This window comes from Plantactinospora solaniradicis (genome assembly GCF_042658085.1).
GTDB classification, from domain to species: domain Bacteria; phylum Actinomycetota; class Actinomycetes; order Mycobacteriales; family Micromonosporaceae; genus Plantactinospora; species Plantactinospora solaniradicis.
In genome coordinates, this window is sequence record NZ_JBHSPR010000008.1 from 205,849 (window position 1) to 229,956 (window position 24,108).

Sequence of the window (24,108 nt, forward strand, 5' to 3'; positions counted from 1 at the left end):
GAGGAGGCATTGAGAGCGAGGAGATGCACGTGGGTAGATTCGCCGACCGGGTCGCCGTCGTCACAGGGGCGGCCCAGGGGATCGGCTCGGCCACCGCACGCCGGTTGGCCGCCGAGGGAGCCAGCGTGGCCGTGGTCGACCTGGATGCGCAGCGGGCCCAGGAAACGGCCGACGAGATCACGGCGGCCGGGGGGCGCGCGAGCGGATTCGGCTGTGACGTCACCGACGGTGCGGCGGTGTCCGCGACGATCGACCAGGTCGTCGAGGCGTACGGGAAGCTCGACGTGCTGGTGAACAACGCCGGGATCACCCGCGACAACCTGCTGTTCAAGATGCCGGCCGCCGAGTGGGACGCGGTGATCACCACGAACCTGACCAGCATGTTCCACTGCTGCCAGGCGGCGCAGCGGCACATGGTGGCGGCCCGGTACGGCAAGATCGTCAACCTCAGCAGCCGCTCCGCACTGGGCAATCGGGGGCAGGTCAACTACGCGGCGGCGAAGGCCGGGGTACAGGGCCTGACCGCCACCCTCGCGATCGAACTCGGTCCCTTCAACATCAACGTCAACGCCGTCGCCCCCGGCTACATCGCCACCGCGATGACCGCGGCGACCGCCGAGCGGATGGGTGCCAGCCCGGCCGACCACCAGAAGTACGCCGCCGAGCAGACACCACTGCGCCGGGTCGGCCAGCCCGAGGAGATCGCCTCGGTCGTCGCGTTCCTGGCCAGTGACGACGCGTCGTACGTCAGCGGTCAGACGCTCTACGTCAACGGTGGTGCGCGCTAGGCGGGGAGGAAACACGATGGACTTCTCGATCGGCGAGGAGGAGCGGGCGATCCGGGACACCGCCCGTGCCTTCATCCGCAACGAGGTCATGGCGCTGGAGTCGGAGGTGCTGCGCCGGGAGCGGGCCCACGAGCCGGGGCTGCGCCGCGACGAGTTGCGGGAGTTGCAACTCAAGGCGAAGGCGTTCGGGTTCTGGGGCCTCGACACCCCGGAGGAGTACGGCGGGATGAACCTGCCCGCCGTGACGCAGTCGCTGATCTGGACCGAGATCGGCCGCAGCTTCGTACCGTTCCGGTTCGGCGGCGAGGCGGACAACATCCTGTTCCACGCCGACGAGGCGCAGCGAAAGGAATTCCTTCTTCCGACCATCGCGGGCGAGCGGATCTCCTGCTTCGCCATCACCGAGCCCGGCGCCGGATCGGACGTGGCCAACATCAGGCTCCGGGCCCGGCGCGACGGGGACGACTGGGTTCTCAACGGCGAGAAGACGTTCATCACCAACGGCAACGACGCGGACTTCGCCATCGTCGTCGCGATCACCGACCCGGAGCGGAAGGTGCACGACGGCGGCGCCACCGCGTTCCTGGTCGACCGGGCGATGGGCTGGCGGTCGGAGCCGATCCAGACGATGGGGGAGGGTGGACCGGCGGCGCTGGTCTTCTCCGACGTACGGGTGCCGAGCCGCAACATCCTCGGCGAACTCGGCCAGGGCTTCACCCTCGGGATGAAGTGGATCGGCAAGGGTCGTTACCTGATCCCGTCGCACGCGCTGGGCATCGCCGAGCGGGCCCTGGGAATGGCGATCGAGTACGCCAACACCCGGGAGACGTTCGGCAAACCGATCGGCACCAACCAGGCGATCCAGTGGATGATCGCCGACTCCGAGACCGAGCTGGAGGCGGCCCGCTGGCTCGTGCTCCGGGCAGCGTGGACGGTCGACGCCGGGCTCGACCCCCGGCACACCTCCTCGATGGCCAAGCTGTACGGCGCGGGGATGGTCAACCGGGTCGTCGACCGGGTGCTCCAGATCCACGGCGGCATGGGCTACACCCGGGAGTTGCCGATCGAACGCTGGTACCGGCAGGTCCGGCTGCTGCGCATCTTCGAGGGCACTGACGAGATGCAACGACTCATCATCTCGCGGGATCTGCTCCGCGGTTACACGAAGCTCGGAGGGCACCTGGAATGAGGACGTTCGCCTCCATCGCCGAACTCGCCGGAGCGGTCGGCGAGATCATCGGGCCCGGCCCGTGGTTCCGGGTCGAACAGGACCGGGTCAACGCCTTCGCCGACGCGACCGGCGACCACCAGTGGATCCACATCGACCCGGAGCGCGCGGCCACCGGCCCGTACGGGACCACGGTGGCGCACGGTTATCTGACGCTCTCCCTGCTCCCGGCCCTGATGCAGGACGTCTACCAGGTCAAGGGCGTCCGGATGGGCATCAACTACGGGCTTAACCGGGTCCGGTTTCCCGCGCCGCTGCGTACCGGCGACGCGGTCCGGATCAGTGCGGAGATCGTCGCGGTCGAGCCGGTCCCCGGTGGGGTGCAACTGGTCACCCGGGTCACCGTCGAGCCCGACCGGGGTGGCAAGCCCTGCTGCGTGGCCGAGACCGTCACCCGGCTCTATGCCGAGGAGGAGCCGGGCTGAGCCGCGACCCCGGTCGGTTCCGAGCGCTACTGCCCGGCAGTTCCGGAACGCTCGGAGTCGTGTGCCAGTTCCGGCGGTCCCGCCGCTGGTCACTGGGATGGGGTCGCCGGCCGGTCCCGTTTCGGCAGCTTGCTGACCACGGTGTCGTAGGAGGCGTCGACGGACTCCAGCAGTTCGTCGTCGGGGATCGCGCCGCCGATTCGCAGCGTGTTCCAGCCGGAGCGCCCGATGTATGCCATCACCGAGGCGTCCTCGGGATAACGCAGCAGCCACTCGTCGGCCGCCTCCCGGTTCTGGCCGCACTTGACGCCGACGCTGGACCCCGACTCCTGGCCGAGGAAGGCGAAGATCTTGGTGCCGACCTTCACCACGACGTCACCCTCCCACGGCTCGTCCTGCCACGCGCCGGGCTTGGCCAGACAGTGCGCGCGCATCTCCTCCCAGGTCACCGACGGCTCCTCCCGCTCGTTGGGTGCTTGTCGAGGAACACCCTGCCAGACCGTCCGGTCTCGGCGGGATGTCGGAGCCATCCTCCACGCCGCGCCCGCGCCGGTGCGGCATCATCCTCCGGTTCCGGATGATCCGCTGCCGCCCTCGTCCGCCGGTGCCGGCGTCAGTCCAGGAGCTTGTCCAGGGTGATCGGCAGGTCGCGGACCCGGCGCCCGGTGGCGTGGTGGATCGCGTTGCCGATCGCGGCGGCGACGCCGACCGTGCCGACCTCGCCGATCCCGCGCGCACCGAGCGGATTGAACAGGGTGTCCGGGTGGTCCAGGAAGTGGACGTCGATCGGCGGTACGTCCGCGTTCACCGGCAGCAGGTACTCGGCGAGGTTGGCGTTGGCGATCCGACCGGTCGCCGGTTCCACCTGGGCGCCCTCCAGCAGCGCCTGCCCGATGCCGAAGATCACGCCGCCGATGATCTGGCTGCGTGCGGTCTTGGCGTTGATGATGGCGCCGCCGTCGATGACGGTGGTGATCCGGGCGAGCCGGGGCTCACCGGTCCACCGGTTGACCCGGACCTCGCAGAAGTGTGCCCCGAACGAGGTGAAGGCGTGCTGCCCGTGCTCGGGACCCGGCGCCGCCGAACCGGTCGCCTCGACGCCGGCCACGTCGACGGCCTGAAGCAGGGCGGCGAACCCGATCCGCCGTCCCGGGGCGACGAGCTCGCCACGGTCGTACTGGACGTCGGCGGCGGGCACGCCGTGCAGCGGTGAGCGTTCGTGCGTGACGGCGAGGTTGATCAGTTCGGTTCTGGCCGCCTCGGCGGCGACGCCGACGGCTGGCCCGGTGCTGGCGGTGGCGCCCGAGCCGAACGCGCCGATGTTGGCGGCCAGCGTGGAGTCGCCGAGGTCGGTACGGATCCGGGCGACCGGCAGGCCGAGCGCCTCGGAGCCGAGTACGGCCAGCACCGTCCACATCCCGGTGCCGAGGTCGGCGGTGGCACTGGAGACCGCCACGTCACCGTCGGCCAGGAACCGCACCTTCACCGACGCCGGGAAGCGTTCTCCCGGATACACGGCGGTGGCCATCCCGGTCCCGACCAGCCACTCGCCGCGTACGTCGGATCGGGGTGCCGGATCGCGTCGGTCCCAGCCGAACCGCTGCGCGCCGACCCGGTAGCACTCGTCGAGGTGTTTGCTGGACCACGGGACGTTCCGCCCGGGGTACACCGTCGCGTAGTTCCGCAACCGCAGGGCGACCGGATCCATCCCCAGCTTGACCGCGAGTTCGTCCAGGGCGGTCTCCAGGGCGAACGAGCCGGACTCCTGCCCCGGCGCCCGCATCCAGGTCGGTGGTGGTACGTCCAGCGTCACGATCTTCTGGTCGAGGTGGACGTTCGCGGCCCGGTAGAGGTAGCGGGAGGTGGTGTGCGGCGCGGACTCGAAGATTCCACCCGAGGTCGACTGGCTGGAGTACGCCTGGTGCTTGAGGGCGACGAGGGTGCCGTCGCGGCGGGCGCCCAGCGTGACCGTCTGCTGCACCGCCGAGCGGTTGCCGGTGATGGTGAAGGTCTGTTCCCGGGTCAGCACGACCTTGACCGGCCGACCGAGCGTACGGGCGGCGGCCGCCGCGAGCAGCGGATGCGCCCAGGTCGCGATCTTGTTGCCGAAGCCGCCCCCGACGTGCGGACTGATCACCCGCACCTGGGTCGCCTCGATGCCGAGCGCCGCGGCGATGGTGCCGACCGTCAACGACGTGCTCTGGGTGCCGTTGTGGAGGGTGAGCTGGTCGTCCTGCCAGACCGCCACCGTGGCGTGCGGCTCCATCGCGCTGTGGTGCTTGATCGGCTGGCGGTAGGTGCCGGAGACGGTCACCTCGCTGGATGCCAGCGCCTCGTCGATCGTGCCGACCCCGTCGGCGAGCATGTCCAGCACCGACGGCTCGCCGTTGATCCGGCCCGGGTCGGCGGCGCGCGGGATACCGTCCGGAAGGGACGCGGCCGGTGGACGTACGTTGTAGTCCGCGCTGACCAGCGCGGCGGCGTCCCGGGCCTGTTCGAAGGTCTCCGCCACGACGAGACCGATGGCCTGCCCGTGGTAGCGCACCTCGGCGTCCTGTAACGGCAGCCAACTGTGGCCCACGCTGAACGGGTTGCCGCCGCCGATGAGCTCCAGCTTCCGGAACGGGGTGAACACCGCCAGTACCCCGGGCGCGCGTTCGGCGGCGGCGACGTCCATCGACCGGATCGTGCCCAGCGCCACCGTGCTGAGCACCAGGTAGCCGTGTGCGGCCCGCTCGGCGAGGTGGTCGGCGGCGTACCGGGCCCCACCGGTGACCTTGAGTCGGCCGTCGACCCGGTTCACCGACACCGTCCGGGCCGCGCCCTGTGCTGCACTCTGCATGGTCAACCCGCCAGGTTCGTCAGGGCGCGCACGATGGTGCGCCGGACCAGCGTCATCTTGAACCGGTTGTGCGCCAGCGGCCGGGCGTGCGCGACGGCTCGGGCGGCGGCCACCTCGACGGCGTCCGGACGCGGGGACACCCCGCGCAGGGCCTCCTCCACCTCCGGCAGCCGCCAGGGCCGGGTACCCACGCCGCCGACCGCCAGCCGTACGTCCCGGATGACGCCGTCGCGCAGGTCCAGGGCCACTGCGGCGGAGGCGAGCGCGAACTCGTACGACTGCCGGTCACGGATCTTCAGGTACGCCGACCGGCGGGCCCAGGCCAGTTCCGGCACCGTCACCCGGGTGACCAGTTCCCCCGGTCGTAGGTCGTGCTCGAGTTGCGGAGTGTCGCCGGGCAGCCGGTAGAAGTCGGCGAGCCGGACGTCCCGGGTGCCGCCCCGGCCGACCAGCCGGACCGAGGCGTCCAGCGCCACCAGCGCCACCGCCAGGTCGCTGGGGTGGGTGGCGACGCAGGAGTCGCTGGTGCCGAGGATCGCGTGGCCCCGGTTCTCGCCCTCGATCGCGGGGCAGCCGGAACCGGGTTCCCGTTTGTTGCAGGGCGTGCTGGTGTCCCGGAAGTAGCCGCAGCGGACCCGTTGCAGCAGGTTGCCGCCGATGCTCGCCATGTTGCGCAGTTGCGGCGACGCGCTGCGGGACAACGCCTGGGCGATCACCGGGTAGCGCGAGGTCACCAGCGGATGGACGGCCACGTCGCTCATCCGCTCCAGCGCGCCGATGTGCAGGCCGCTCCGGTCGGTCGAGACGCCGCGCAGCGGAAGGCGGTTGATGTCCACCACCTGGCGCGGGGTCATCACGTCGAGCTTCATCAGGTCCACCAGGGTGGTCCCGCCGGCCAGGTAGGCGGAACCGGCACCGCTTCCGGCCCGGGTCAGCGCCTGGTTGACGGTCTCCGCGACCGCGAAGTCGAAGGATCTCATCGGTCCGCCCCGTCCCGCCCGGCCGTACGGACCGCGGCAACGATGTTGTCGTACGCCCCGCAGCGGCAGATGTTGCCCGACATGTGCTCGCGGATCTCGTCGTCCGAGTGGGTGTGGCCCTCGTCCACCAGCGCCACCGCCGACATGATCTGCCCGGATGTGCAGAATCCACACTGGAACGCGTCACAGTCGATGAACGCCTGCTGCATCGGGTGCAGTTGGTCGCCGTCGGCCAGCCCCTCTACGGTGGTGACCCGGCGGCCCGCGGTGGCCACCGCCAGGGTCAGGCAGGACAGCACCCGACGACCGTCGACGTGCACGGTGCAGGCGCCGCACTGGCCACGGTCGCAGCCCTTCTTGGAGCCGGTCAGCGCCAGGCGTTCCCGGAGCGCGTCGAGCAGGGTCACCCGGGAGTCGACCCGGAGCCGCTCGGCACGACCGTTGACCACCAACCCGATCTCGACCGGCGAGTTCCCCGCCGCCTCCGGCGCGGGTGCCGCCATGGCCGGTTCGCCCAGGTTCGCGTCGGCGACGGATCCGGCTGCCGCACCGACGGCCAGCCCGGCCGACGCGGCGGCGGTCCCGCGCAGCACACCACGCCGGGACAGCCCGGGAGGTGGAAGGTCGGCTGGGGACGAGTCCGGTTCGGACCCACGGGTCATGTCACACCTCCGGACGTGGCCACCGGCCGGTGCGGGGCGAGTCCGAGGACGCGCGGTGCGGTGGGGCACCGGAGCACGGCCGGGGTGCCCAGTAAACCAAAGAAGATCCTCTATGTCGACCGTCCGTGCGAGTATGTCAACCGTCCGTAGGCGGGTGGTCCGGATGTCGGGCGACTGGCGTCATCCATCGATATCTGTCATGCTCTTGCGCCATGGCCCGGCTGACGAAACGGTTCCCCCTCATCCTGCTGACCGTCGCTGCGGTGCTGGCGAGCGGCGGTGCCGCGCAGGCCGGCAACGGCCGGGCCGAAGCCCGGCACGGACTTGGTGGAACCGGTCACGGTCCCGCCTGCGGCAACCGAGCTTTGCTGTTCTGCGAGGACTTCGAACGGTTGCCCGTCGGTGGGGCCGCCTCGCTGGCCTGGGGGATCGACACCAGGAACGGAACCCTCACCGTCGAACGGCAGCGGTCCGACAAGGTGCTGCGGGTGCACACCGAGGGCAACGGTCGGGCATTCCTCCGGGTCGACGACTTCTCCGCCCCGGAGAACAGTTTCCACGGCCGGATGCGGCTGAAGGTCGACGCCTTCCCGACCGCGCCCGACTGGGCGCACTTCACCCTGGTCGAGGCGACCGGGTCGGGCAGTGCCGAGGTCGTCCGGCCGATCGGCGGGCAGTGGGCGCCACCGTTGGGCGGGTCCTACTGGGGTGTCGGGGCCGACGGTGGCCCGACCGGTGACTGGACCAACTGGCGCGAGTCCGCCCCCACCGTCGAGGACCGGTGGCAGTGCTTCGAGTGGCGGTGGGACGCGTCGGACAACCGGATCGCGGTGTGGATCGACGGGGTGGCCCAGCCCGATCTGACCGTCACGACCACCGAGCACGGCGGCAACCCGGTCGACTTCGTCCTGCCCCGGGCCGACACGGTGAAGATCGGCTGGCAGCTCTACCAGGGCGGCCCGACGCCGGACCACTTCGACCTGTGGCTGGACGACATCGCACTCGCCCCGAACCGGATCGGCTGCGGTCGCTGAGGCAGTACCGCCCGGTGCTGGTTCGCACCGGGCGGGACACCCCGCAGCCTTGATGCCGAGCGTGGTCGCTCTGCCGACCGCCCCGTTCGGTCGGCTACGACCCCAAGACGGCACGTTGCAGTGGCGGCAGTACTCCACAGGTGCGGAAGAAGGCGCGTACGGCGCTGCGGGCCGGACGGCCCTGGACGGCGACCCGCACGTTGCGCATGGATTCGGACACCGCGGCGAAGCCGTGACGCAGCATCTGCCGTTGGTATTCGGCGAGTGCGCTCTCTGATGGCAGGCCACCGCTGAGCACCTGGCACAGTAGCGCCGCGTCGTGCAGAGCCGCGTTGCCGCCGAGTCCGCCGACCGGCGGCATGTGGTGCGCCGCGTCACCGAGCAGGGTGACGGAACCGGCCGGCCACGGTTGAAGGGGCGCTGCGGCGGAGAAGGTGAACGCCGAGACGCTGTTCGGAGCCGCCGCGCCCACCAGGCGATGCAGGTCCGGATGCCAGGTGCGGGCCCGATCTGCCACGACGTCGCGCAGCGTGGCGCCGGACAGGGTCGTCACGTCGGCCGGACAGCTGTCCCGGTGGGCCACGTACGCCCACATCAGGTAGTCGTAGTCGGCGGCTTCCGCCAGCAGGACCTCGGGGGCGACCCCGAGGGCGCGGAGTTCGTCGGCGACCTGTTCGACTGCTTCCGAGACGGTCTGCCGACGCCGGAAGACCGCCGTGAAGAGGAAGCCCTGGTCGGGCAGCACCATGTTCTTGCCGGCCAGCAGCGTCGGGGGCAGCCAGGCGCTGGCCTGCGCGGTGAGTGGGACCTTGCCGCCGACGCCGACCGCCAGCGGGTCGACGGTGCGTGCGGTGGGCAGCAGTTGGCGTCGGACCCGCGACCGCGCCCCGTCGGCGCCGATCAGCAGGTCGCCGGTGGCGCTGCTGCCGTCGGCGAAGTGTGCCGTCACGGTTCCGTCGTCGTGCTGCTCGTAGTGTGTGAACTCCTTGCCCAGGTGGACCAGGTCGTCCAGTCCGGCCAGCAGTAGGCGGCGCAGGGTGAGCCGGCTGACCGCGTGTTCGCCGTCGGGCGTCCGGTCGTGGGATCCGATGTGTGCCAGTCGGCGTAGCCGATGGTCGAAGACGCCCAGCCCGGGGCCGGGGTCCCCGGCGGTGGCGACCACGATGCGCCAGAGCGCCGGGGGCAGGCAGGACTGGAGCGCGGCACTGCCGGTCGCCTCGATGTTGATCCGGTATCCCTGGAGTCGGGCGTCGAGCTTGTGGTCGCGTTCGTAGACCGCGCAGGACACGCCGGCCCGACGTAGGCCCTGGGCCAGGCAGAGCCCGCCGAGTCCGCCGCCGATGACCAGCACCCGGGTCATCGGGCCTGCTCCGTCAGTGCCGCGAGCAGGCGGTCATGCCACGCCACCTCGACCTCCAGCCGCATCAGCGTGTGGTCGAAGGCGACCGGTTCCAGACCGGTCAGGTGCGGCTCGGCCCGCTGGCGCAGCGCGCGCATGAACGCCAGCCGCTCGGCCAGCGTGGTGCGGCGTTTCCGGATCAGGTCCAGCAGTGTGGCCGGATCCACCGCGCTGGCGTGCTGGAGCGCCAGGTCCACCGGGTCCGGCCGCAGCCGGGCGTCGCCCAGGACCGCGTGCAGTTGCTCGGCGAACTCTCGTCGACCAGCCTCGGTTATCTCGTAGACCGTGCGGGCGGGCAGGTTGCCCTCCTGCTCGGTACGGGCGACGGCGATGACGCCTTCGGTCGCCATCCGTCGCAGGGCCCCGTACAGCGAGCCCGGTTTCATGTCGGTCCACAACTCGACCTGGTCGAGCTGGGCATCCTGACGGATCTTGTGACCGTGCATCGGCCCCCCGCGGGCCAACGCGCCGAGTACGAACAAGCGGGTTGCATTCACCCGAGTACTCAAACACGACTACCGCGAAGTAGTCAAGGACGAGTACTTGTGTTTGAGTACCTTGATGATCGTGGCCGTACCCGGCCGCGCGTCTGTACCCGGCCGGCCCCTGCCGGTCCGCCTCCTACCGTCCGCCGACGCGGTGTTCGGCGACGAGGGCGGCGACCAGCACGGCGACGAGCGCGGCGAGCTGACCGATGGCGGTGGTGAACACACCGAGCGGGATCGTGGCAAGCGCGACCACGCCGGCCGCGATTCGCCAGCCGCCGCCGTGAATGCCGAGGATGCGGCGGAACACGACGTCGCCGGCCAGGTACAGGGCACCGCCGCCACCCAGTGCGACGGCCCATTCGAGGTGGGCGTGCGCGAAGGGGTGCGCGAGGGTCTCGGTCACCCCGGCGGCGAGCGCCACGACGCCGAGAATGAGCGGAATGTGTGCGTACCCGTAGGCGAGCAGCGCCAGCAGGCTGCGGCGCGGACCGGGCGCGGCCGACAGCGCGTGCTCGGCCCGCGCGTCGTCACCGCTGAAGTAGAACCACCACAGGCAGGCCGTCAGGGCCAGGCCCAGCACGGCGGCGCCGACGAGCGGCGCATCGACGCGGTGTCCGGCGGCGCCGATGCCGATGGCGACGATGGACTCGCCCAGCACGATCAGCATCACCAGGCCGTGCCGCTCGACGAAGTGCCCCGGGCGGACGACGAAACGGGACAGCCCGCCGCCCAGGAACGGCCCGGCGAACGCCAGGAGGAACGCCCCCGACCAGAGCGCGAGCGCGGCCGGCCCGTCGAGGAACCCGGCGCCGAGCACCAGCAGGGCCGCGCCGACGTTGGTCGGCGCGATCCGCAGGATGCCGTGTACGGAGCCGCGGCTCGTCGCCCTGGTGAACAGGACGGTGTGCGTGACGGTGACGACCAGGTACCCGAGTCCGAACGCGACACCGTCGCCGGCGAATGCCCCGGGCAGGGCCAGGGCCATGACGAGGTAACCGGCCATCCCGGTGAGCAGGTGCAGCCGTCGTGCCGTGCGGTCGAGCGCGACAGCGTTGGTGAGCCAGGCGTATCCGCCGTACATCCACCAGATGACCCCGAGGGCGAGTACGACCCGCAGCAGGCCGGTGGCCGTCGGATCGTGCTCCAACATCCGGGTGAGCTGGGTGATCGTGAAGACGAACACCAGGTCGAAGAAGAGCTCGATGGTCGAGACCCGCACCGGTCCGGCGTCCCGCACCTCGTCTGCGGCGCCGGATGTCATCGGGTCGCCGGGTCCGGCGTCGGCCTGCTTCAAGTCGGTTTCCTGTTCCAGTAGGCGGCGGTCGGTACTGATCGGACGGTCGGGGACGGGTGGAGCCGGGTGGAGCCGGGTCACCAGGGAACCGGCCGGCGGTCCCGGAAGAAGCCGCCGGTGGGGCCGGAGTCGGGCAGGCTCGCCGCCCAGACGATGCCGGCGGCGCCGTCGCGGACCGGGCGGCCACCGCCGCCACCCATGTCGGTGGCGACCCAGCCGGGACAGACCGCGTTGACCAGAATCCCGTCGTCGCGCAGTTCTGCGGCGAGCATCCGGGTCAGCGCGTTGAGGCCGGCCTTGGACAACGCGTACGCGGGAGTCCCGCCGCCCATCGACGCCAGCGATCCGGCCTCGCTGGAGACGTTCACGATCCGCCCCTGTCCACTGGCCCGGAGCAGCGGCAGCAGGGCCAGGGTCACCGACCACGCACCGAAGAGGTTGGTGTCGAGGGCGGTGCGGACCTCGTCGAGGTCGGCGGCGCTCGCCCGCGCCCAGGTGTCGTAGCAGATCGCGGCATTGTTGACGAGCACGTCGACCCGGCCGTGGTCGCGGGCGAGGTCGACGGCGAGCCGGGACGCCGCCCCCGGATCAGCGACGTCGAGCGGGTGCGGGACGACGGTGCCGCCCTGCCGGGCGATCTCCTTTGCGGCCTGGCCGGCCTTGTTGGCGTCCCGGGCGGTGAGCACGACGAGGTCGCCCCGGGCGGCGAGCTGGCGGGCCACCTCGCGTCCGATCCCGCGATTGGCGCCGGTTACGACAGCGACCCGGGTCGGCATCGGACAGTCCTCCTGATTGGTTGCGAGAAGGGTAGGGCAACCGGTGCGGGCGCGCGGGGCGGCTCGGGGGTTCCGGTTCAGCCGTTGGCGGGAAAGCCCGGCGGCATCACCATCGCGCCGCCGCCGAACGGCGCACCTCCCACCAGTACCGTCGAACCCGACATGTAGGAGAACTCGTCCGTGGCCAGCGACACCACGGCCCGGGCGATCTCCTCCGGGGTCGCCATCCGGCCCAACGCCGGCACGTTTCGCGGTCCCCAGGCCCGTTTGAAGGCCGCCCAGCCGGCGTCGGGCAGCCGTTCCGGGCGGACGAGGGCGGTGTCGGTGGTGCCGGGGGAGATGGCGTTGACCCGGATGCCCCGGTGTCCGTAGTCCATCGAGGCGGCCTCGACGATGCCCTTGATCGCCTGCTTGCTCGCGGTGTAGGCGGCTCCGCCCGGACGCCGCGACTCCGACGCCGTACAGATGACCACACCACCGCCGGCGGCGAGCAGGTGCGGTACCTCGTACTTGATCGCCAGGAAGACGCCCCGGACATTGGTGTCGCAGACGTCGGTCCAGTCCGGCAGGGTCAGCTGGTCGACCGGAGCGGTCCGGGTGATCCCGGCGTTGTTGAACGCCACGTCCAGCCGTCCGTACTCGGCCGCCGTCTCGTCGACGAACCGGCGTAGCTCGTCGGGCACCCGTACGTCGGCCTGACGGTAGGTCGCCCGGCCGCCCGCGTCCCGGATCTCCCGCTCCACCTGCCGCCCCAACTCGGTCCGCCGACCACAGAAGCCGACCCGGGCGCCCTCGGCGGCGAAGGCGCGTGCGGCGGCGGCCCCGATTCCCGAGGTGGCTCCGGTGATCAGCACGACCTTGTCGGCAAACCGCCCGGTGCCCGGTGCCGGCGGTGGCGGGGTGGTCGGTGTGGACCGTAGGTAGGCCGGGACGGTCGTCGCCCCGCCCATCCCCACCGCGCCGGCGGCGGCGGCTGCCAGCCCAAGGAACGTCCGGCGTCCACGCATCCGGAACCGGCCGCCGCGCGCCGCTGCCCCCTCCTCCTCGACGTGCTGGTCCGGCGGCACCACATCCTCCGCCTCGTCCGGGCTGGCCGGTCGGGGTTGCTCGCTGTCCATCGCGTACTCCTTCCCGCCGAGATGCGGCGGCGTCTCGGCCCGGCACCCACGGTGACGTACGCCGGACACCCGCTGCCTCCTGCCGGCGGTCCGCCTCCATCGGCCGACGGCAGGAGCCTCCTGCTGCGGCAGGAGGTCCTGGACTCGTCCGCTTCCTAGACTCGGCTCGTGGAGTCCACACAGGTCCGGCGCTGGCTGGGAGCCGTCGGAGGTCGATGGCGGCTGCTGGCGCCGGTGGCCGCGGCCGGATACCTGCTGCTGTACTCGGCCAACCGCGCGCTGGGCTGGCGGGAGTGGCTGCTGGTGCTGCTCTGCGCCGGAGTCGCGACGCTCGGCGGGCGACTTCCGCTGACGGTGACCGCCGCCCAGGCGGTCCTGCTGGTCGCCGCGGAGTACGCGGCCTCGCCGGCCGTGCTGTACGTCAAGGTGGCTGTCGGGGTGGCCGTCTTCGAACTGGCCGCCCGGCAGTCCCGACTGCGGGTGGTCGCCGGACTGGCGGTGGTGCTCGGCGGCTACCTGCTGGTGGCCCTCGGCGATCCCTCGTCGGAGCTGCTGCCGTGGCTGTACCGGGCCGCCACCCTGGTCGGTGGACCGGCGTTGCTGGCCGGCTACGTGCGGTCGCTGCGGCACACCGCCTGGCAGGCACGGCAGCGCGCGGTGGAGGCCGAGCGCGGTCGTGCCGAGCGGGAGCGGGCGGTCCGGCTGGCCGAGCGTACGGCGATAGCCCGCGAACTGCACGACATGGTGGCCCACCATGTGGCCTCGATGCTGGTCCGGGCCGACGTGGCCCGGCACGTGGTGACGGACGCCGATCCGAGGCTGACGGCGGTGCTCGACGACGTGGCGGGCAGCGCCCGGACGGCACTGGCCGATCTCCGGTCGCTGCTCGGCGCGTTGCGGGACCCGAGCCTCCTGCCCGACCAGGTGTCGGTCGAACTCGGTGTGGGCTCGGACGAGCTGGCGGAGGCGTTGGACCGGCTGGTCGCCGACGCCCGCGCCCTCGGCCTCGCCGTCGACGCGAGGGTTGACGACGCCGTCCGAGAGGTGGAGGCGCTGCGCCGGCTGGTGGTGCTGCGACTGGTCCAGGAGGGCCTGACCAACGCCACCCGGCACGCGGGCCGGAACGCCCGGGTGCTGGTACGGGTGGGCGTCGACCACGGCGTCGTCCGGGTGGAACTGACCGACTCCGGCGGGTCGGGCCCACCTGCGCCGCCCGGCGGGTCGGTGCCACTGGCGTCGCCCGGCGGGTCGGAGCTTCCGGGCTCGTCCGACGGGGTGGGACCGCCGGTGTCGTCCGGTGGCGGGCACGGCCTGGTCGGGCTTGCCGAACGGGTGGAACTGGTCGGCGGCAGTCTCGTCGCCGGACCGCACGGGCCAGGCTGGCGACTGGCTGCCGTGCTGCCCGCCCCGGCCACCGCGCCCGGTCTTCCGTCGGCGGTCCAGGACAGGAGCCCGGCGCAGGCCGTGCCGAACCCGGTGCGGACCCCGTGATCAGGGTCCTGCTGGCCGACGACCAGCAGTTGATCCGGGCCGGACTCCGGATGCTCTGCGAGTCCACCGAGGACATCGAGGTGGTCGGGGAGGCGTCGAACGGCCGGGACGCGGTCCGGCTGGCGTACCAGCTCAGCCCGGACGTCATCCTGATGGACCTGCGGATGCCGGGCCTGGACGGGGTCGGCGCCACCCGGGAGATCCTGCGGCAGCGCCCCGCCAGTCGGGTGGTCGTGCTGACCACCTTCGACGACGACCAGCACCTCTACCCGGCGATGCTGGCCGGTGCCTTCGGCTTCCTCGCCAAGGACCTGTCCCCGCCCCAGCTGATCTCGGCGATCCGGCGCGCCGCCGAGGGCGACTCACCGTTCAGTCCGGCCGTGCTGCGCCGGTTGCTGGACGCCGCGCTGGCGGCCCGGTCGGCGCCGCCGGCCGACACCGTCGCCGAGGTACCGGTGTCGGCGCGGCTGACCGACCGGGAACGCCAGGTCCTGGAACTGGTCGCGGCGGGGGAACCCAACGCGGTGATCGCCGAACGGCTCAACCTCGGCATCACGACCGTCAAGACCCACATCGCGAACATCATGACGAAGACCGGCAGTCGCAACCGGATCCGGCTGGCCGTCGCCGCGCACCGTCATCTCGACGACGGTGGTTGAGCGATGGATCGGGCACCGGACCGGGGGTGGTTTTCGGCCCGACTTCGGGGCCGGTCGGGAAGGGAGAGTCGTGGGAAACCGCTACCCTGGTAGTCCGTTCCCCACGACAGTACGGAGCTGATCTCGTGACTGCCCCCAACGACGGAGGGTATCCCGCCTTTCCGATCGACGTCCCGACCTCGGCCCGGATGTACGACTACTCGCTCGGTGGCAAGGACAACTTCCCCGTGGACCGGGGTGCCGTGCTCCACGTGTGCTCGCAGTATCCGGCCAGCCTGGACGTGACCCGGGAGAACCGTCTCTTCCTCTACCGGGCGGTCCGGTTCATGGCCCGCGACCTGGGAATCTGGCAGTTCATCGATCTGGGCAGCGGTCTGCCGACCCAGGCGAACGTGCACCAGGTGGCGCAGGAGTTCCAGCCGGGGGCCCAGGTGGTCTATGTCGACTTCGACCCGATCGTGCTGGCGCACGGCCGGGCGCTGCTGGCCGACGACGAGACGACCACGGTGATCGCCGCCGACGTCACCGTGCCGGAGAAGATCCTCGCCGACGAACAGGTACGTCGGATGATCGACTTTTCGCAACCGGTGGGCATACTGCTGCTCTCGGTGACCCACTCCATTGTCGACGACGCCGCGGTGCACCATCTGCTCGACACCGTCCGGGAAGCGCTCGTCCCGGACAGTTACCTGGCGTACTCGCAGTTGGCGGGGACGACCCAGGAGGGTGTGGACGAGGGCAACGCGATGGTGAAGAAGATGGGGATCCCCTGGAAGAACCGCATGACGACGGAGGTGGCGGAGTTCGTGCGCGGCTTCGAGCCGGTGGAGCCGGGGCTGGTAGACGTCAAGACCTGGCGTCCCGACCCCACCCAGCCGCCGCTGTCGCCGGTCGACGAGCCGCTGCGTCCGTACCTGGGCAAGGGAGCGGACGAGACCCGGTTCTACGAGTACGGCGGCGTGCTGCGCCGGCCCTGACCCGCGCCGGCCCTGACCCGCGCCGGCCCTGACCCCTGCCGGCCCTGACCGGTGCCGGCTCGCCTTCCGGTGAGTCGGCGACCGGGCGACGGCCGGCGGTGGGACGGCTGGCAGCACCGTCCCACCGCCGAGGCCGAACGCTAGAGGGTCACAGCGCCGCGCACTCGCCGGTCCGCTGACCCCGCAGGTCGTTGCGGACCCCGAAGTCGGCGACCGGATTCCCGGTACAGCTGAGCAGACCACTGATCCGGTTGCCGACCAGTGCCAGGCCGTGCTCGCCGGCCGCGTTGCCGGAGAGCCGGACCGCGCCACTGAAGGTGCTTCCGACACTCGTCACGGTGCCGGTCGCGCCGGTGATCTGTACGGAACCGCTGACCGTGGCGCCGAGCAGTTGCACCGCGGCGGCACGGTCGGCGCGGACCCCGCCGGCGATCGCACCGCCGGAGACGACCAGCGAGGCGCCGGGTCGTACCGTGACCAGCCCGGCCACCCGGGCGTCGCGCAGGCAGGTCACCCCGGCGGACACGACCAGGTTGCCGGCGTACGTCCCGGAGACCGTACGGGTGCAGGACGGCGACGCCCCGGGCAGCACGGTCGCCCGGAACTCGTCGGCGCTGCCGATGTTCCCGGCGGCATCGATCGCCCGGTGCTCGACGGTGTGCGTACCGTAGCCGGGCTCGGTCTCCTCGAACACCGCCTTCGAGAGCCCGCCCGAGCCCAGGTTCCCGTAGACGAGGGACTTGATGACGGTGCCGGTGGGGGTGAACAGGAACGGGGTGCCGGCCGGAGCGTCGGGCCAGCCGAAGTAGTTGAACCAGCCGTCCCGGTCGAGGCGGAACTCGCCCACCGTGAATCCGGGCCGGTCGTCGGCCGGGTCGAGGCCCATCGTGAACCGCTCGAAGTAGACGTTGTGCGGAACGTTCCCGGCCAGCGTGGTGATCGGCGGGGAGAGGGTGGCCGTGGTACCCGCCTCGACGTTGTCGACCGTCCAGGCACGGCTGTCGGAGTCCCCGCCCGGGTCGGCCGGGTCGGTCACCGTCGCGGTGAGCTGGTGGCTGCCGGCCGGCAGGCGCAGGGCGCCCAGGTCGAGGTTGCGGCTGTTGTGCGGGTTGGGGACGACCGCGCCGTCCAGTCGCCAGGTCACCGCGAGCACCCGGTCGGTCGGATGGGTGGTCTCGACGTAGACGACGTCCTGGCCGCCCACCGCACGCCCGTCGGTCTGGGTCGAGGCGGTGATCGCCACGTCCACCGGTGCCGGGGCGGTCGGCTCGGCCCCCACCGTCCACTGCCGGCTCTGGGTGAGGGCGGGTCCGGTCCGGATCGCCGGGTCCCGGACGAACCCGGTCGGGTCCTGGACCGTCACCCGTACGACGTCGCCGGGGCGTACGTCGAGGGTGGCGAGGTCGAGATCGCGGCTGTTGAACGTGTCGGGGACCGCGACCCCGTTCACCGTCCAGCTCACGTCGAGTTCGTGGTAGTTGGGATGCTGGGTCTCCACCCAGAGCACGTCCGTCGGGCCGACGGGCCGGTCGGTGGGCCGGGCGGAGAGCGCCATCGCGTTGGTGTCCCGGCGCCCGGAGATCCGTTGCGTCATGATCTCGCGGCTGACCTGGTCGTAGTGGAAGCCGATCCAGCGCATGATCGAGTGCTCGCTGGGCCGCCAGACGTCCGAACTCGCGTACATCCCGCTCTCGTAGCGGCCGATGACGCCGCCGGACTCGCTCTCCTCGCCGAGCCAGCGCCACCACTTGGCCCGCTGGGCGGTCATCTGCTGCTCGGTCAGCCGGGTGTGGTGCCGCGACGTCGGCTCGGTGCAGTTGGTGGTGCAGTACGGGCCGCCGGGCACGGGCCGGTCCGAGTACGGGTACTCGTCCTGGAGCTGGCCGAGCGAGTGACCCAGCTCGTGCGGGCTGATCAGCGGACCCTGCGGGGCGCCGCCCGAGGTGGTCGCGTTGGTGCCGCCGATCCCACCGTACGTGTCGGTGTTGGCGATCGCCAGCACCTGCCGGTTGCTGGCGGTGACGCCGAGCGGGGCCACCAGGTCCCGCAGGTAGCGGTTGAGCGCCTGGGTGCCGTAGCTCTGGAAGGTGATGCCCCGGGCGAGCGGGTTCGTGCAGCCGTCCGCGTAGTGCAGGCCGAGCGGCGTGATCCGGTCGGGGTTCGGCGGATCGTCGTCGGGATCGCAGCGGATGCCGGACTCGCCGGAGACGATCTCGATGACGTACACGTTGAAGTAGTTGCGGTAGCTGCGGTACGGCTCGATGCTCCACTGCACGTTCATGTGCCGGTCCACGTCCGCGTGGAACTTTCCGAGCTCGGCCGCCGTGTAGCCGTCGCCGAGGAGGACGAGATTGAGGCGTTCGCTGGCCGGGCCGGTGACCTGCAACGGTACGAGTCGCGCGCTGCCGACCTCGGGGTCGGCGGCCTGGGTGGGCTGGGCCACGGCGAGCATCGCGGCGGCGAGGGCCAGGGAGCCGAGGATGGCGAGGGGGCGCCGGATCGACCTTCCCGGGCCGGATCGGGGGCGGTCGTCGCCGGGAGCCTGCCCGGCGAGCCAGTGGTCGGCATCGATCATCGGCCGAGGCTAACCCGGGCCGGTCCACCGGGGTACCCATCAACTGCCGTAACTCTCCGCCGGGCTCGCCCTACAGGCGCCGGAGGGCCATCTACCATCTACCCGGCTGCCTGAGCCGAATTGTCATCGTTGGCCCCGGAAGGATATATGAGCGAGTACGCGTTGTTGATTCTCCCGTCGTCGAACCGTGTCTACGCGGAAGCCTCGGTCGCACTGACCCGGGCCGAGTTGGCGGTGTTCGACCGGGCCGTACTCGGCGGTCGGCTGTCCGACGTCTCGGAGACGACCATCGGCGGCGTCCGCTACGTCACCTTCGCGGCCGACGCGCTCGACGAGCAGGACGCGGCGTACCTGGCCAACCTGTCGTCGATCTACGCGTTGTTCGAGGTCACCGGCGGCCTGCTCCGCCCGGTCGAACTGCGCCGGCTCGACCGGTTCGACGACGACCTGCTGACCATTCCCAAATATCCGGGCAAGACCAACGAACAGTTCACCAAACTGCTGCTCAACGTGACACTGCTCGCCTCGGACTTCGCGCCGGAGATGCTCCGCCGGAGGTTCAGCGTGCTGGATCCGCTCTGCGGCCGGGGCACCACCCTGAACCAGGCACTGACGTACGGCTTCGACGCGGCGGGGATCGACCGCGACCAGAAGGACTTCGAGGCGTACTCGACGTACATCCAGACCTGGCTGAAGCGGAAGCGGGTCAAGCACCGGGTGGAGGCGGGACCGGTGCGCCGGGAACGGAAGGTGGTCGCCCGGCGGCTACAGGTCACCCTGGCGGCCGACAAGGCGGCGTACAAGGCGGGGGAGACGCAGCGGCTGGACGTGGTGAACGCGGACACCACCCGGAGCCTGGAGTTCTTCCGGCCCGGCACCCAGGACCTGCTCGTCGCCGACGCCCCGTACGGCGTCCAGCACGGCAGCCGGACGGCCGAGAAGGGATTGGTGCGCAGCCCGCTCGCCCTGCTGGCCGAGGCCGTGCCCGTCTGGGCGGAACTGCTTCGGCCCGGTGGGGCGCTCGGCATCGCCTGGAACACCCACGTCGCCCGCCGGGAGGAGGCCGCACAGGTGCTCACCGACTCCGGCCTGGAGGTCGTGACAACCGGTCCGTACCAGCAATTCGCCCACCGCGTCGACCAGTCGATCGTCCGGGACGTGCTGGTCGCGCGCCGTCCCCGCTAGGAACCTGTTAAGAAGGGCCCCTTCTTCTACAAAAAGCGATAAGAAGGGGCCCTTCCTTACACGTCAGTAGCTGCAGCCCGTGGTGGGGAGGCTGGTTGCCGCCGGTGGGGTGACGCCGTCGTAGAGGGCCAGCAGGAAGTTCTGCGGACAGCGGAGGGTGCCGCTGGTCCGGATGCCGAAGTGCAGGTGTGGACCGGTCGAGTTGCCGGTGTTGCCGGTCGAGCCGATCCGCTGTCCGGCGGTGACGGTGGCGCCGCTGGCGACCGACCACGCGGAGAAGTGGCAGTAGGTGTAGACCGCTCCGTCGGTGCCGGTCAGGTTGATGCCCTGGCCGCAACTGCTGTCGTTGATCCGGACCACGGTGCCGGCCCGGACGGCGTACGCGGCGGTGCCGGTCGGCACCGGCAGGTCGATCGCGGCGTAGTCGTGGTGCGGGTCGTCGTACTCGCTGCGCGGCAGGGCTGTCCGGGGCAGTGGCATCGAGAAGGTGGTGCCGCCGCCGGTGGCCGTGGTGATCCGGACGGCGTCGGCGATCACGTAGCCGGTGCCGCTGGTCCACCGGCTGACCCCGACCGCGTTGTAGTCACCCGCGGCGAGGGAGAAGGTTCCCAGTGCCACCCACTGGCCGCCGTTGGTCCGCTGGTTGACCGGGATGCTCTGGGTGCCGCTGGTGGTGACGACCATGAACGGGGTGGAGTTGTTGTATCCGGGATCGGCCGGGTACCAGACCTCGACGAGGTAGCTGCCGGCGCTCGGCACGTTGACCTTGAACCAGGCAGGGTCGCTGGCGGTGGTGTTGGGGTTGGCGAACCGGTAGTCGGCGCCCTGCTTCTGGCTGGAGTAACTGGACGTACCCCAGTCCGCGCTGCCGGTGAACCGGCCGGCGGTGGCGTTGTCGACGGTCACCGTCGCGGCGGCGGCCGGAGCGCTCGGCAGCAGGATCGTGGTGGCGAGTGTGGCTGCGATGAGGACGGTCCAGCTACGTGCGTAACCGATCTTCATGGAGGACCCTTCGCGACTCGGGCGGGGCACAATGTGAAGGTATTTAACCAACCGGCGGTAACTTTGGAAAGACTTTTACATTGATGTGCACCTGTGCGGCTCGGGAGCGGGGTGGATGGTGGTCTTTCGGGGCCGGGCGGTGGGCTGGGTTGGTGGGCCGGCCGTTTATCGGGCTAATGCGGCTATTTGGGGATTGCGGGCATTGAATCCGAATTAGAGTGGTCTGGTCGGACGAGCTGACCGCCGGCGGTGCCGGTCGCGCCGACGTACCACGGGGGGCGGGATGACTGACCAGCTGACCAGCGACGAGCCGTGCGGCGCGCTCGAACTGGTCTGCGCCTTCACCGGCGCCATGCCGACCGGCGTCAGCGTCTCCCGGCACGGTCGGATCTTCGTCACCTTCCCGAAGTGGGGCGACGAGGTCGGCGCCACCGTCACCGAGCTGCGGGACGGCACCTGTCGGCCCTATCCCGACCAGGCCTGGAACGACCCGGCCGGAAACGACGACGCCGGGGCGTTCGTCTCGGTGCAGAACGTGGTCGTCGACCCCTCCGACCGACTCTGGGTGGTGGACACCGGCAGCCCGATGCTCCAGCCGACCCGCCCCGGAGGGCCGAAGCTCGTCTGCGTCGACCTCGACACCGACCGGGTCACCCAGACCATCGTGTTCCCCGCCGACGTGGTGCTGCCGACCTCGTACCTGAACGACGTCCGGTTCGACCTGCGTCGGCGCTCGGCTGGAGTCGCCTTCGTCACCGACTCGACCAACTCGGGACCGAACGGGATCATCGTGGTCGACCTGGCCAGCGGTACGTCCTGGCGACGCCTGCACGACCATCCGTCCACCAAGGCCGAGTCCCTGGCCGCCTTCCGGCCACTCGTGGAGGGGCGGCCCTTCCTGATGCGCCCGCCCGACGCCCCGCCCAGTCCGGTCAGCTTCGGCTCGGACGGCATCGCGATCTCGGCGGACGGCAGCCGCCTCTACTACTGCCCGTTGATGTCCCGCCGGCTCTACAGTGTCGACGTCGAGGCGCTGGTCGACCGGTCGATGGACGACGCCGAGGTGGCCGCCACCGTCCTCGACGAGGGGGACAAGGGCACCGGCTCCGACGGTCTGGAGACCGACGACGCCGGCCGGATCTACGCCACGGCGTACGAGCAGAACGCCATCCTGCGCCGCAACCCGGACGGGGCGTACGAGACGGTGGTGCACGATCCCCGGCTGCTCTGGCCGGACACCATGTCGATCGGCGCCGACCGGTACCTCTACGTCACGGCGAACCAACTGCACCGTCAGCCCGACTACTCCGGCGGAGTCGACCGGCGGCGGCGCCCGTACGCCCTGTTCCGGCTCGCCATCGACGCCGGTCCGGTCACGCTCGCGCCCTGACGTCGACGAGATCAATTGATCTTAATCATCGTCGTCAATATCCACATCAGAACAGATCATCGTCTGACATCGAATGGTCGCTCGGTGGCGATATCGGTATTTTGGCACTGACTCGACCTGATCGGATTGTGGTAACCACCTATTCGGTCGGTACGATCGAGCTCTTTGGTCGCATCTTGAGCGATTCCCGCGTCGTTTCCTTCCTGGAAAACTTCACTGGGAGCCCACCTGCAAGTTCCACGGAAACGTGGCGCGCGGGGATCGGGAGAGGAGCCGGACTTGGCACAGACGGAGGCGGTGTCGGCCGCTGTTCTGCGCGACCTGGCGGCCGAGATATTCGAGGTCAGCCCGGACGAGGTCACCGAGGGCGCGGCATTCTACGAGGACCTCGGGATCGACTCGGTGCAGAAGGTCGAATTCGTGGTGCGGATCGAGCGGCAGCTCGGCGTACGGCTGACCGACGAGGAGGCGGCGGGCCTCCAGGACTTCGGCGACGCCCTCGCCGTACTCCGGGATCGGGGCATCTCCATTGGACCTTGACCGGACAGGCGGCGGTCGCCGAGCCGTGGCGATCTCGGGTGTCGGCGCGGTCTCCGGTGCCGGACTCGGCAGCGAGGCACTGTGGACGGCGGTGACCGACCGGCAGGTGCTGACCAGGCCGGTGACCCGGTTCGACATGTCCCGGTACCCCGCGCGGTGCGGCGTCGAGGTACCGCCCGCCGCCGTCGCCGCGCTCGACGCGGTGGTACCCGGGCACCAGTCCCTCGCCGCCCGCTACCTCGCCGCCGCCGCGCTGGAGGGACTCCGGGACGCCGGCCTGCCGACCCACGGCCGCCGGCAGCGGTTGGGCGCGTTCGTCGGGACCGTGATGGCCACCCGGCCGATCCTGGACCGGGGCATCGGGCCGGGCGGGCTCGCCGTTCCGGGCCGCGGGTGGGCCCACCCCGACGACGTGCTGGACACGCTGCGGAAGACGGTCCAGGTCACCGGGCCGACGGTGCTGCTCGCGCCCGGCTGCGCCGCCGGGAACAGCGCGATCGCCGCCGGCTGCCGGGCGATCGCCGCCGGCGAGGTCGACGTGGCGGTCTGCGGCGGGGTCTCCGAACTGTCCCTGGAGATCCTCGCGATGTTCACCTCGCTACGGGCCCTCGCGGTGGACACGGTCCGACCGTTCGACGTGAACCGCCGGGGCACCATCCCGGGGGAGGGCGCCGGAGTGCTGGTGCTGGAGCCGGTCGACCGGATCACGGCCCGGGGACGGCGGCCGTTGGCCCGGGTGCTGGCCTGCGCCGCCGCCGCCGACGCGCACAATCCGACGCAGCCGCATCCGGACGGCAACGGTCTGGTGTCGACGGTGCACGGCTGCCTCGACCGGGCGGGGCTGACCGCCGACGACGTCGACTGGGTCTGCGCGCACGGCACCGGCACGCAGGCCAGCGACGGGATCGAGGCGCGGGCGGTGGCGAAGGCACTGGCCGGGCAGCGCCGACCGGTGGTCTCGTCCCTCAAGGGACAGTTCGGGCACGCCGAGGGCGCGGCGGCGGCCCTGGAGGCGGTGGTCGCGGTCCGGGCCCTCGCCGAGAACTTCGTGCCGGGCAACGTGACGCTGATCGAGCCGGACCCGGCGTGCGGTGGCATCGACCTGGTCGAGCCGGTGGGACGCCGGACGCCGGTGCGGGCCGTGCTCAGCCAGGCGTTCGGATTCGGTGGTGGCGTGTCGACCATACTGCTGGGAAAGGGCGAGAGTGCTGCCGGTTAGCGATTGTCTGTCCGTACGTGGCCTGGGGCTCCGGCT

The 24,108-nt window shown here is 71.2% G+C and carries 22 protein-coding genes; 11 read left to right on the forward strand and 11 right to left on the reverse strand.

The features are described 5' to 3' along the window. Window positions 1-23 precede the first annotated feature (23 nt). The 3 genes from fabG to ACFP2T_RS10795 are packed head-to-tail and all read left to right on the forward strand — an operon-like array spanning window position 24 to window position 2,441. The gene (fabG, locus tag ACFP2T_RS10785; RefSeq protein ID WP_377420304.1) at window positions 24-788 is read left to right on the forward strand and encodes a 3-oxoacyl-ACP reductase FabG; all 765 of its coding nucleotides are present in this window, start codon (window positions 24-26) and stop codon (window positions 786-788) included. A gap of 16 nt (window positions 789-804) precedes the next feature. Next, window positions 805-1,977 (forward strand): acyl-CoA dehydrogenase family protein, encoded by a 1,173-nt coding sequence (locus tag ACFP2T_RS10790; RefSeq protein WP_377420306.1) that lies wholly within the window; start codon window positions 805-807, stop codon window positions 1,975-1,977. Then, window positions 1,974-2,441, forward strand: a complete 468-nt coding sequence (locus tag ACFP2T_RS10795; protein WP_377420308.1) for a MaoC family dehydratase — start codon at window positions 1,974-1,976, stop codon at window positions 2,439-2,441. The genes ACFP2T_RS10790 and ACFP2T_RS10795 overlap by 4 nt, the downstream gene beginning before the upstream one ends. Window positions 2,442-2,530: 89 nt before the next feature. Here ACFP2T_RS10795 and ACFP2T_RS10800 read toward each other — a convergent pair whose 3' ends face one another. The 4 genes from ACFP2T_RS10800 to ACFP2T_RS10815 form a co-directional block, all read right to left on the reverse strand. Further along, window positions 2,531-2,890, reverse strand: coding sequence for an MmcQ/YjbR family DNA-binding protein (locus tag ACFP2T_RS10800; protein WP_377420310.1), 360 nt, complete (start codon window positions 2,888-2,890; stop codon window positions 2,531-2,533). Window positions 2,891-3,054: 164 nt separating this feature from the next. After that, window positions 3,055-5,283: a xanthine dehydrogenase family protein molybdopterin-binding subunit gene (locus tag ACFP2T_RS10805; protein ID WP_377420915.1), complete on the reverse strand. Its 2,229-nt coding sequence runs from the start codon at window positions 5,281-5,283 to the stop codon at window positions 3,055-3,057. Window positions 5,284-5,285: 2 nt separating this feature from the next. After that, on the reverse strand, window positions 5,286-6,263 hold the full coding sequence (locus ACFP2T_RS10810; protein WP_377420312.1) for an FAD binding domain-containing protein: 978 nt from the start codon (window positions 6,261-6,263) through the stop codon (window positions 5,286-5,288). Further along, window positions 6,260-6,766, reverse strand: coding sequence for a (2Fe-2S)-binding protein (locus ACFP2T_RS10815; RefSeq protein ID WP_377420916.1), 507 nt, complete (start codon window positions 6,764-6,766; stop codon window positions 6,260-6,262). Before ACFP2T_RS10815 ends, ACFP2T_RS10810 begins: the two co-directional genes overlap by 4 nt. 371 nt (window positions 6,767-7,137) lie before the next feature. Between ACFP2T_RS10815 and ACFP2T_RS10820 the strand changes: the two genes are divergently transcribed. Further along, the gene (locus tag ACFP2T_RS10820) at window positions 7,138-7,959 is read left to right on the forward strand and encodes a hypothetical protein (protein WP_377420314.1); all 822 of its coding nucleotides are present in this window, start codon (window positions 7,138-7,140) and stop codon (window positions 7,957-7,959) included. A gap of 94 nt (window positions 7,960-8,053) precedes the next feature. On the opposite strand, the gene ACFP2T_RS10825 is transcribed toward ACFP2T_RS10820, so the two are convergent. From ACFP2T_RS10825 to ACFP2T_RS10845, 5 genes are all read right to left on the reverse strand, one after another. Then, a complete protein-coding gene (locus tag ACFP2T_RS10825; protein WP_377420316.1) occupies window positions 8,054-9,319 on the reverse strand; it encodes an FAD-dependent oxidoreductase in 1,266 nt (421 codons plus the stop codon). After that, window positions 9,316-9,855, reverse strand: a complete 540-nt coding sequence (locus tag ACFP2T_RS10830; protein ID WP_377420318.1) for a PadR family transcriptional regulator — start codon at window positions 9,853-9,855, stop codon at window positions 9,316-9,318. The genes ACFP2T_RS10825 and ACFP2T_RS10830 overlap by 4 nt, the downstream gene beginning before the upstream one ends. 124 nt (window positions 9,856-9,979) lie before the next feature. Further along, window positions 9,980-11,140 carry a low temperature requirement protein A gene (locus ACFP2T_RS10835; protein WP_377420320.1) on the reverse strand — a complete coding sequence of 387 codons (1,161 nt, stop codon included), beginning with the start codon at window positions 11,138-11,140 and terminating at the stop codon, window positions 9,980-9,982. Between the two features lie 77 nt (window positions 11,141-11,217). Beyond that, entirely contained in the window at window positions 11,218-11,916 is a 699-nt protein-coding gene (locus ACFP2T_RS10840) for an SDR family oxidoreductase (RefSeq protein ID WP_377420322.1), read from the reverse strand. Window positions 11,917-11,993: 77 nt separating this feature from the next. Next, a complete protein-coding gene (locus ACFP2T_RS10845) occupies window positions 11,994-13,103 on the reverse strand; it encodes an SDR family NAD(P)-dependent oxidoreductase (RefSeq protein ID WP_377420324.1) in 1,110 nt (369 codons plus the stop codon). A gap of 99 nt (window positions 13,104-13,202) precedes the next feature. On the opposite strand from ACFP2T_RS10845, the gene ACFP2T_RS10850 reads away from it, so the two are divergent. The 3 genes from ACFP2T_RS10850 (at window position 13,203) to ACFP2T_RS10860 (ending at window position 16,161) form a co-directional block, all read left to right on the forward strand. Further along, complete coding sequence (locus tag ACFP2T_RS10850; RefSeq protein WP_377420326.1) at window positions 13,203-14,525, forward strand: sensor histidine kinase; 1,323 nt, start codon at window positions 13,203-13,205, stop codon at window positions 14,523-14,525. After that, on the forward strand, window positions 14,522-15,184 hold the full coding sequence (locus ACFP2T_RS10855; protein WP_377420328.1) for a response regulator: 663 nt from the start codon (window positions 14,522-14,524) through the stop codon (window positions 15,182-15,184). Before ACFP2T_RS10850 ends, ACFP2T_RS10855 begins: the two co-directional genes overlap by 4 nt. Window positions 15,185-15,309: 125 nt before the next feature. Continuing rightward, a complete protein-coding gene (locus ACFP2T_RS10860) occupies window positions 15,310-16,161 on the forward strand; it encodes an SAM-dependent methyltransferase (RefSeq protein ID WP_377420330.1) in 852 nt (283 codons plus the stop codon). Between the two features lie 148 nt (window positions 16,162-16,309). Here the strand turns inward: ACFP2T_RS10860 and ACFP2T_RS10865 are convergent, their stop codons facing one another. Then, window positions 16,310-18,736, reverse strand: coding sequence for a M64 family metallopeptidase (locus ACFP2T_RS10865; RefSeq protein ID WP_377420332.1), 2,427 nt, complete (start codon window positions 18,734-18,736; stop codon window positions 16,310-16,312). Between the two features lie 147 nt (window positions 18,737-18,883). On the opposite strand from ACFP2T_RS10865, the gene ACFP2T_RS10870 reads away from it, so the two are divergent. Beyond that, entirely contained in the window at window positions 18,884-19,921 is a 1,038-nt protein-coding gene (locus ACFP2T_RS10870) for a TRM11 family SAM-dependent methyltransferase (RefSeq protein ID WP_377420334.1), read from the forward strand. 63 nt (window positions 19,922-19,984) lie between these two features. On the opposite strand, the gene ACFP2T_RS10875 is transcribed toward ACFP2T_RS10870, so the two are convergent. Beyond that, window positions 19,985-20,923, reverse strand: a complete 939-nt coding sequence (locus ACFP2T_RS10875; protein WP_377420336.1) for a golvesin C-terminal-like domain-containing protein — start codon at window positions 20,921-20,923, stop codon at window positions 19,985-19,987. A 283-nt stretch (window positions 20,924-21,206) separates the two neighbouring features. Between ACFP2T_RS10875 and ACFP2T_RS10880 the strand changes: the two genes are divergently transcribed. From ACFP2T_RS10880 to ACFP2T_RS10890, 3 genes are all read left to right on the forward strand, one after another. Next, window positions 21,207-22,313, forward strand: coding sequence for an L-dopachrome tautomerase-related protein (locus ACFP2T_RS10880; RefSeq protein ID WP_377420338.1), 1,107 nt, complete (start codon window positions 21,207-21,209; stop codon window positions 22,311-22,313). A gap of 279 nt (window positions 22,314-22,592) precedes the next feature. Beyond that, the gene (locus ACFP2T_RS10885; protein ID WP_377420340.1) at window positions 22,593-22,853 is read left to right on the forward strand and encodes an acyl carrier protein; all 261 of its coding nucleotides are present in this window, start codon (window positions 22,593-22,595) and stop codon (window positions 22,851-22,853) included. Between the two features lie 25 nt (window positions 22,854-22,878). Next, window positions 22,879-24,072 carry a beta-ketoacyl synthase N-terminal-like domain-containing protein gene (locus tag ACFP2T_RS10890; RefSeq protein ID WP_377420342.1) on the forward strand — a complete coding sequence of 398 codons (1,194 nt, stop codon included), beginning with the start codon at window positions 22,879-22,881 and terminating at the stop codon, window positions 24,070-24,072. Window positions 24,073-24,108: the final 36 nt, after the last annotated feature.

Bases quoted from the DNA above. Each gene is read 5' to 3' on its own strand.
- ACFP2T_RS10880 (WP_377420338.1), top strand. From the start codon at position 21,207: ATGACTGACCAGCTGACCAGCGACGAGCCGTGCGGCGCGCTCGAACTG.
- ACFP2T_RS10825 (WP_377420316.1), bottom strand. From the start codon at position 9,319: ATGACCCGGGTGCTGGTCATCGGCGGCGGACTCGGCGGGCTCTGCCTG.
- ACFP2T_RS10840 (WP_377420322.1), bottom strand. From the start codon at position 11,916: ATGCCGACCCGGGTCGCTGTCGTAACCGGCGCCAATCGCGGGATCGGA.
- ACFP2T_RS10805 (WP_377420915.1), bottom strand. From the start codon at position 5,283: ATGCAGAGTGCAGCACAGGGCGCGGCCCGGACGGTGTCGGTGAACCGG.
- fabG (WP_377420304.1), top strand. From the start codon at position 24: ATGCACGTGGGTAGATTCGCCGACCGGGTCGCCGTCGTCACAGGGGCG.
- ACFP2T_RS10870 (WP_377420334.1), top strand. From the start codon at position 18,884: ATGAGCGAGTACGCGTTGTTGATTCTCCCGTCGTCGAACCGTGTCTAC.
- ACFP2T_RS10810 (WP_377420312.1), bottom strand. From the start codon at position 6,263: ATGAGATCCTTCGACTTCGCGGTCGCGGAGACCGTCAACCAGGCGCTG.
- ACFP2T_RS10820 (WP_377420314.1), top strand. From the start codon at position 7,138: ATGGCCCGGCTGACGAAACGGTTCCCCCTCATCCTGCTGACCGTCGCT.
- ACFP2T_RS10790 (WP_377420306.1), top strand. From the start codon at position 805: ATGGACTTCTCGATCGGCGAGGAGGAGCGGGCGATCCGGGACACCGCC.
- ACFP2T_RS10815 (WP_377420916.1), bottom strand. From the start codon at position 6,766: ATGGCGGCACCCGCGCCGGAGGCGGCGGGGAACTCGCCGGTCGAGATC.
- ACFP2T_RS10875 (WP_377420336.1), bottom strand. From the start codon at position 20,923: ATGAAGATCGGTTACGCACGTAGCTGGACCGTCCTCATCGCAGCCACA.
- ACFP2T_RS10795 (WP_377420308.1), top strand. From the start codon at position 1,974: ATGAGGACGTTCGCCTCCATCGCCGAACTCGCCGGAGCGGTCGGCGAG.
- ACFP2T_RS10865 (WP_377420332.1), bottom strand. From the start codon at position 18,736: ATGATCGATGCCGACCACTGGCTCGCCGGGCAGGCTCCCGGCGACGAC.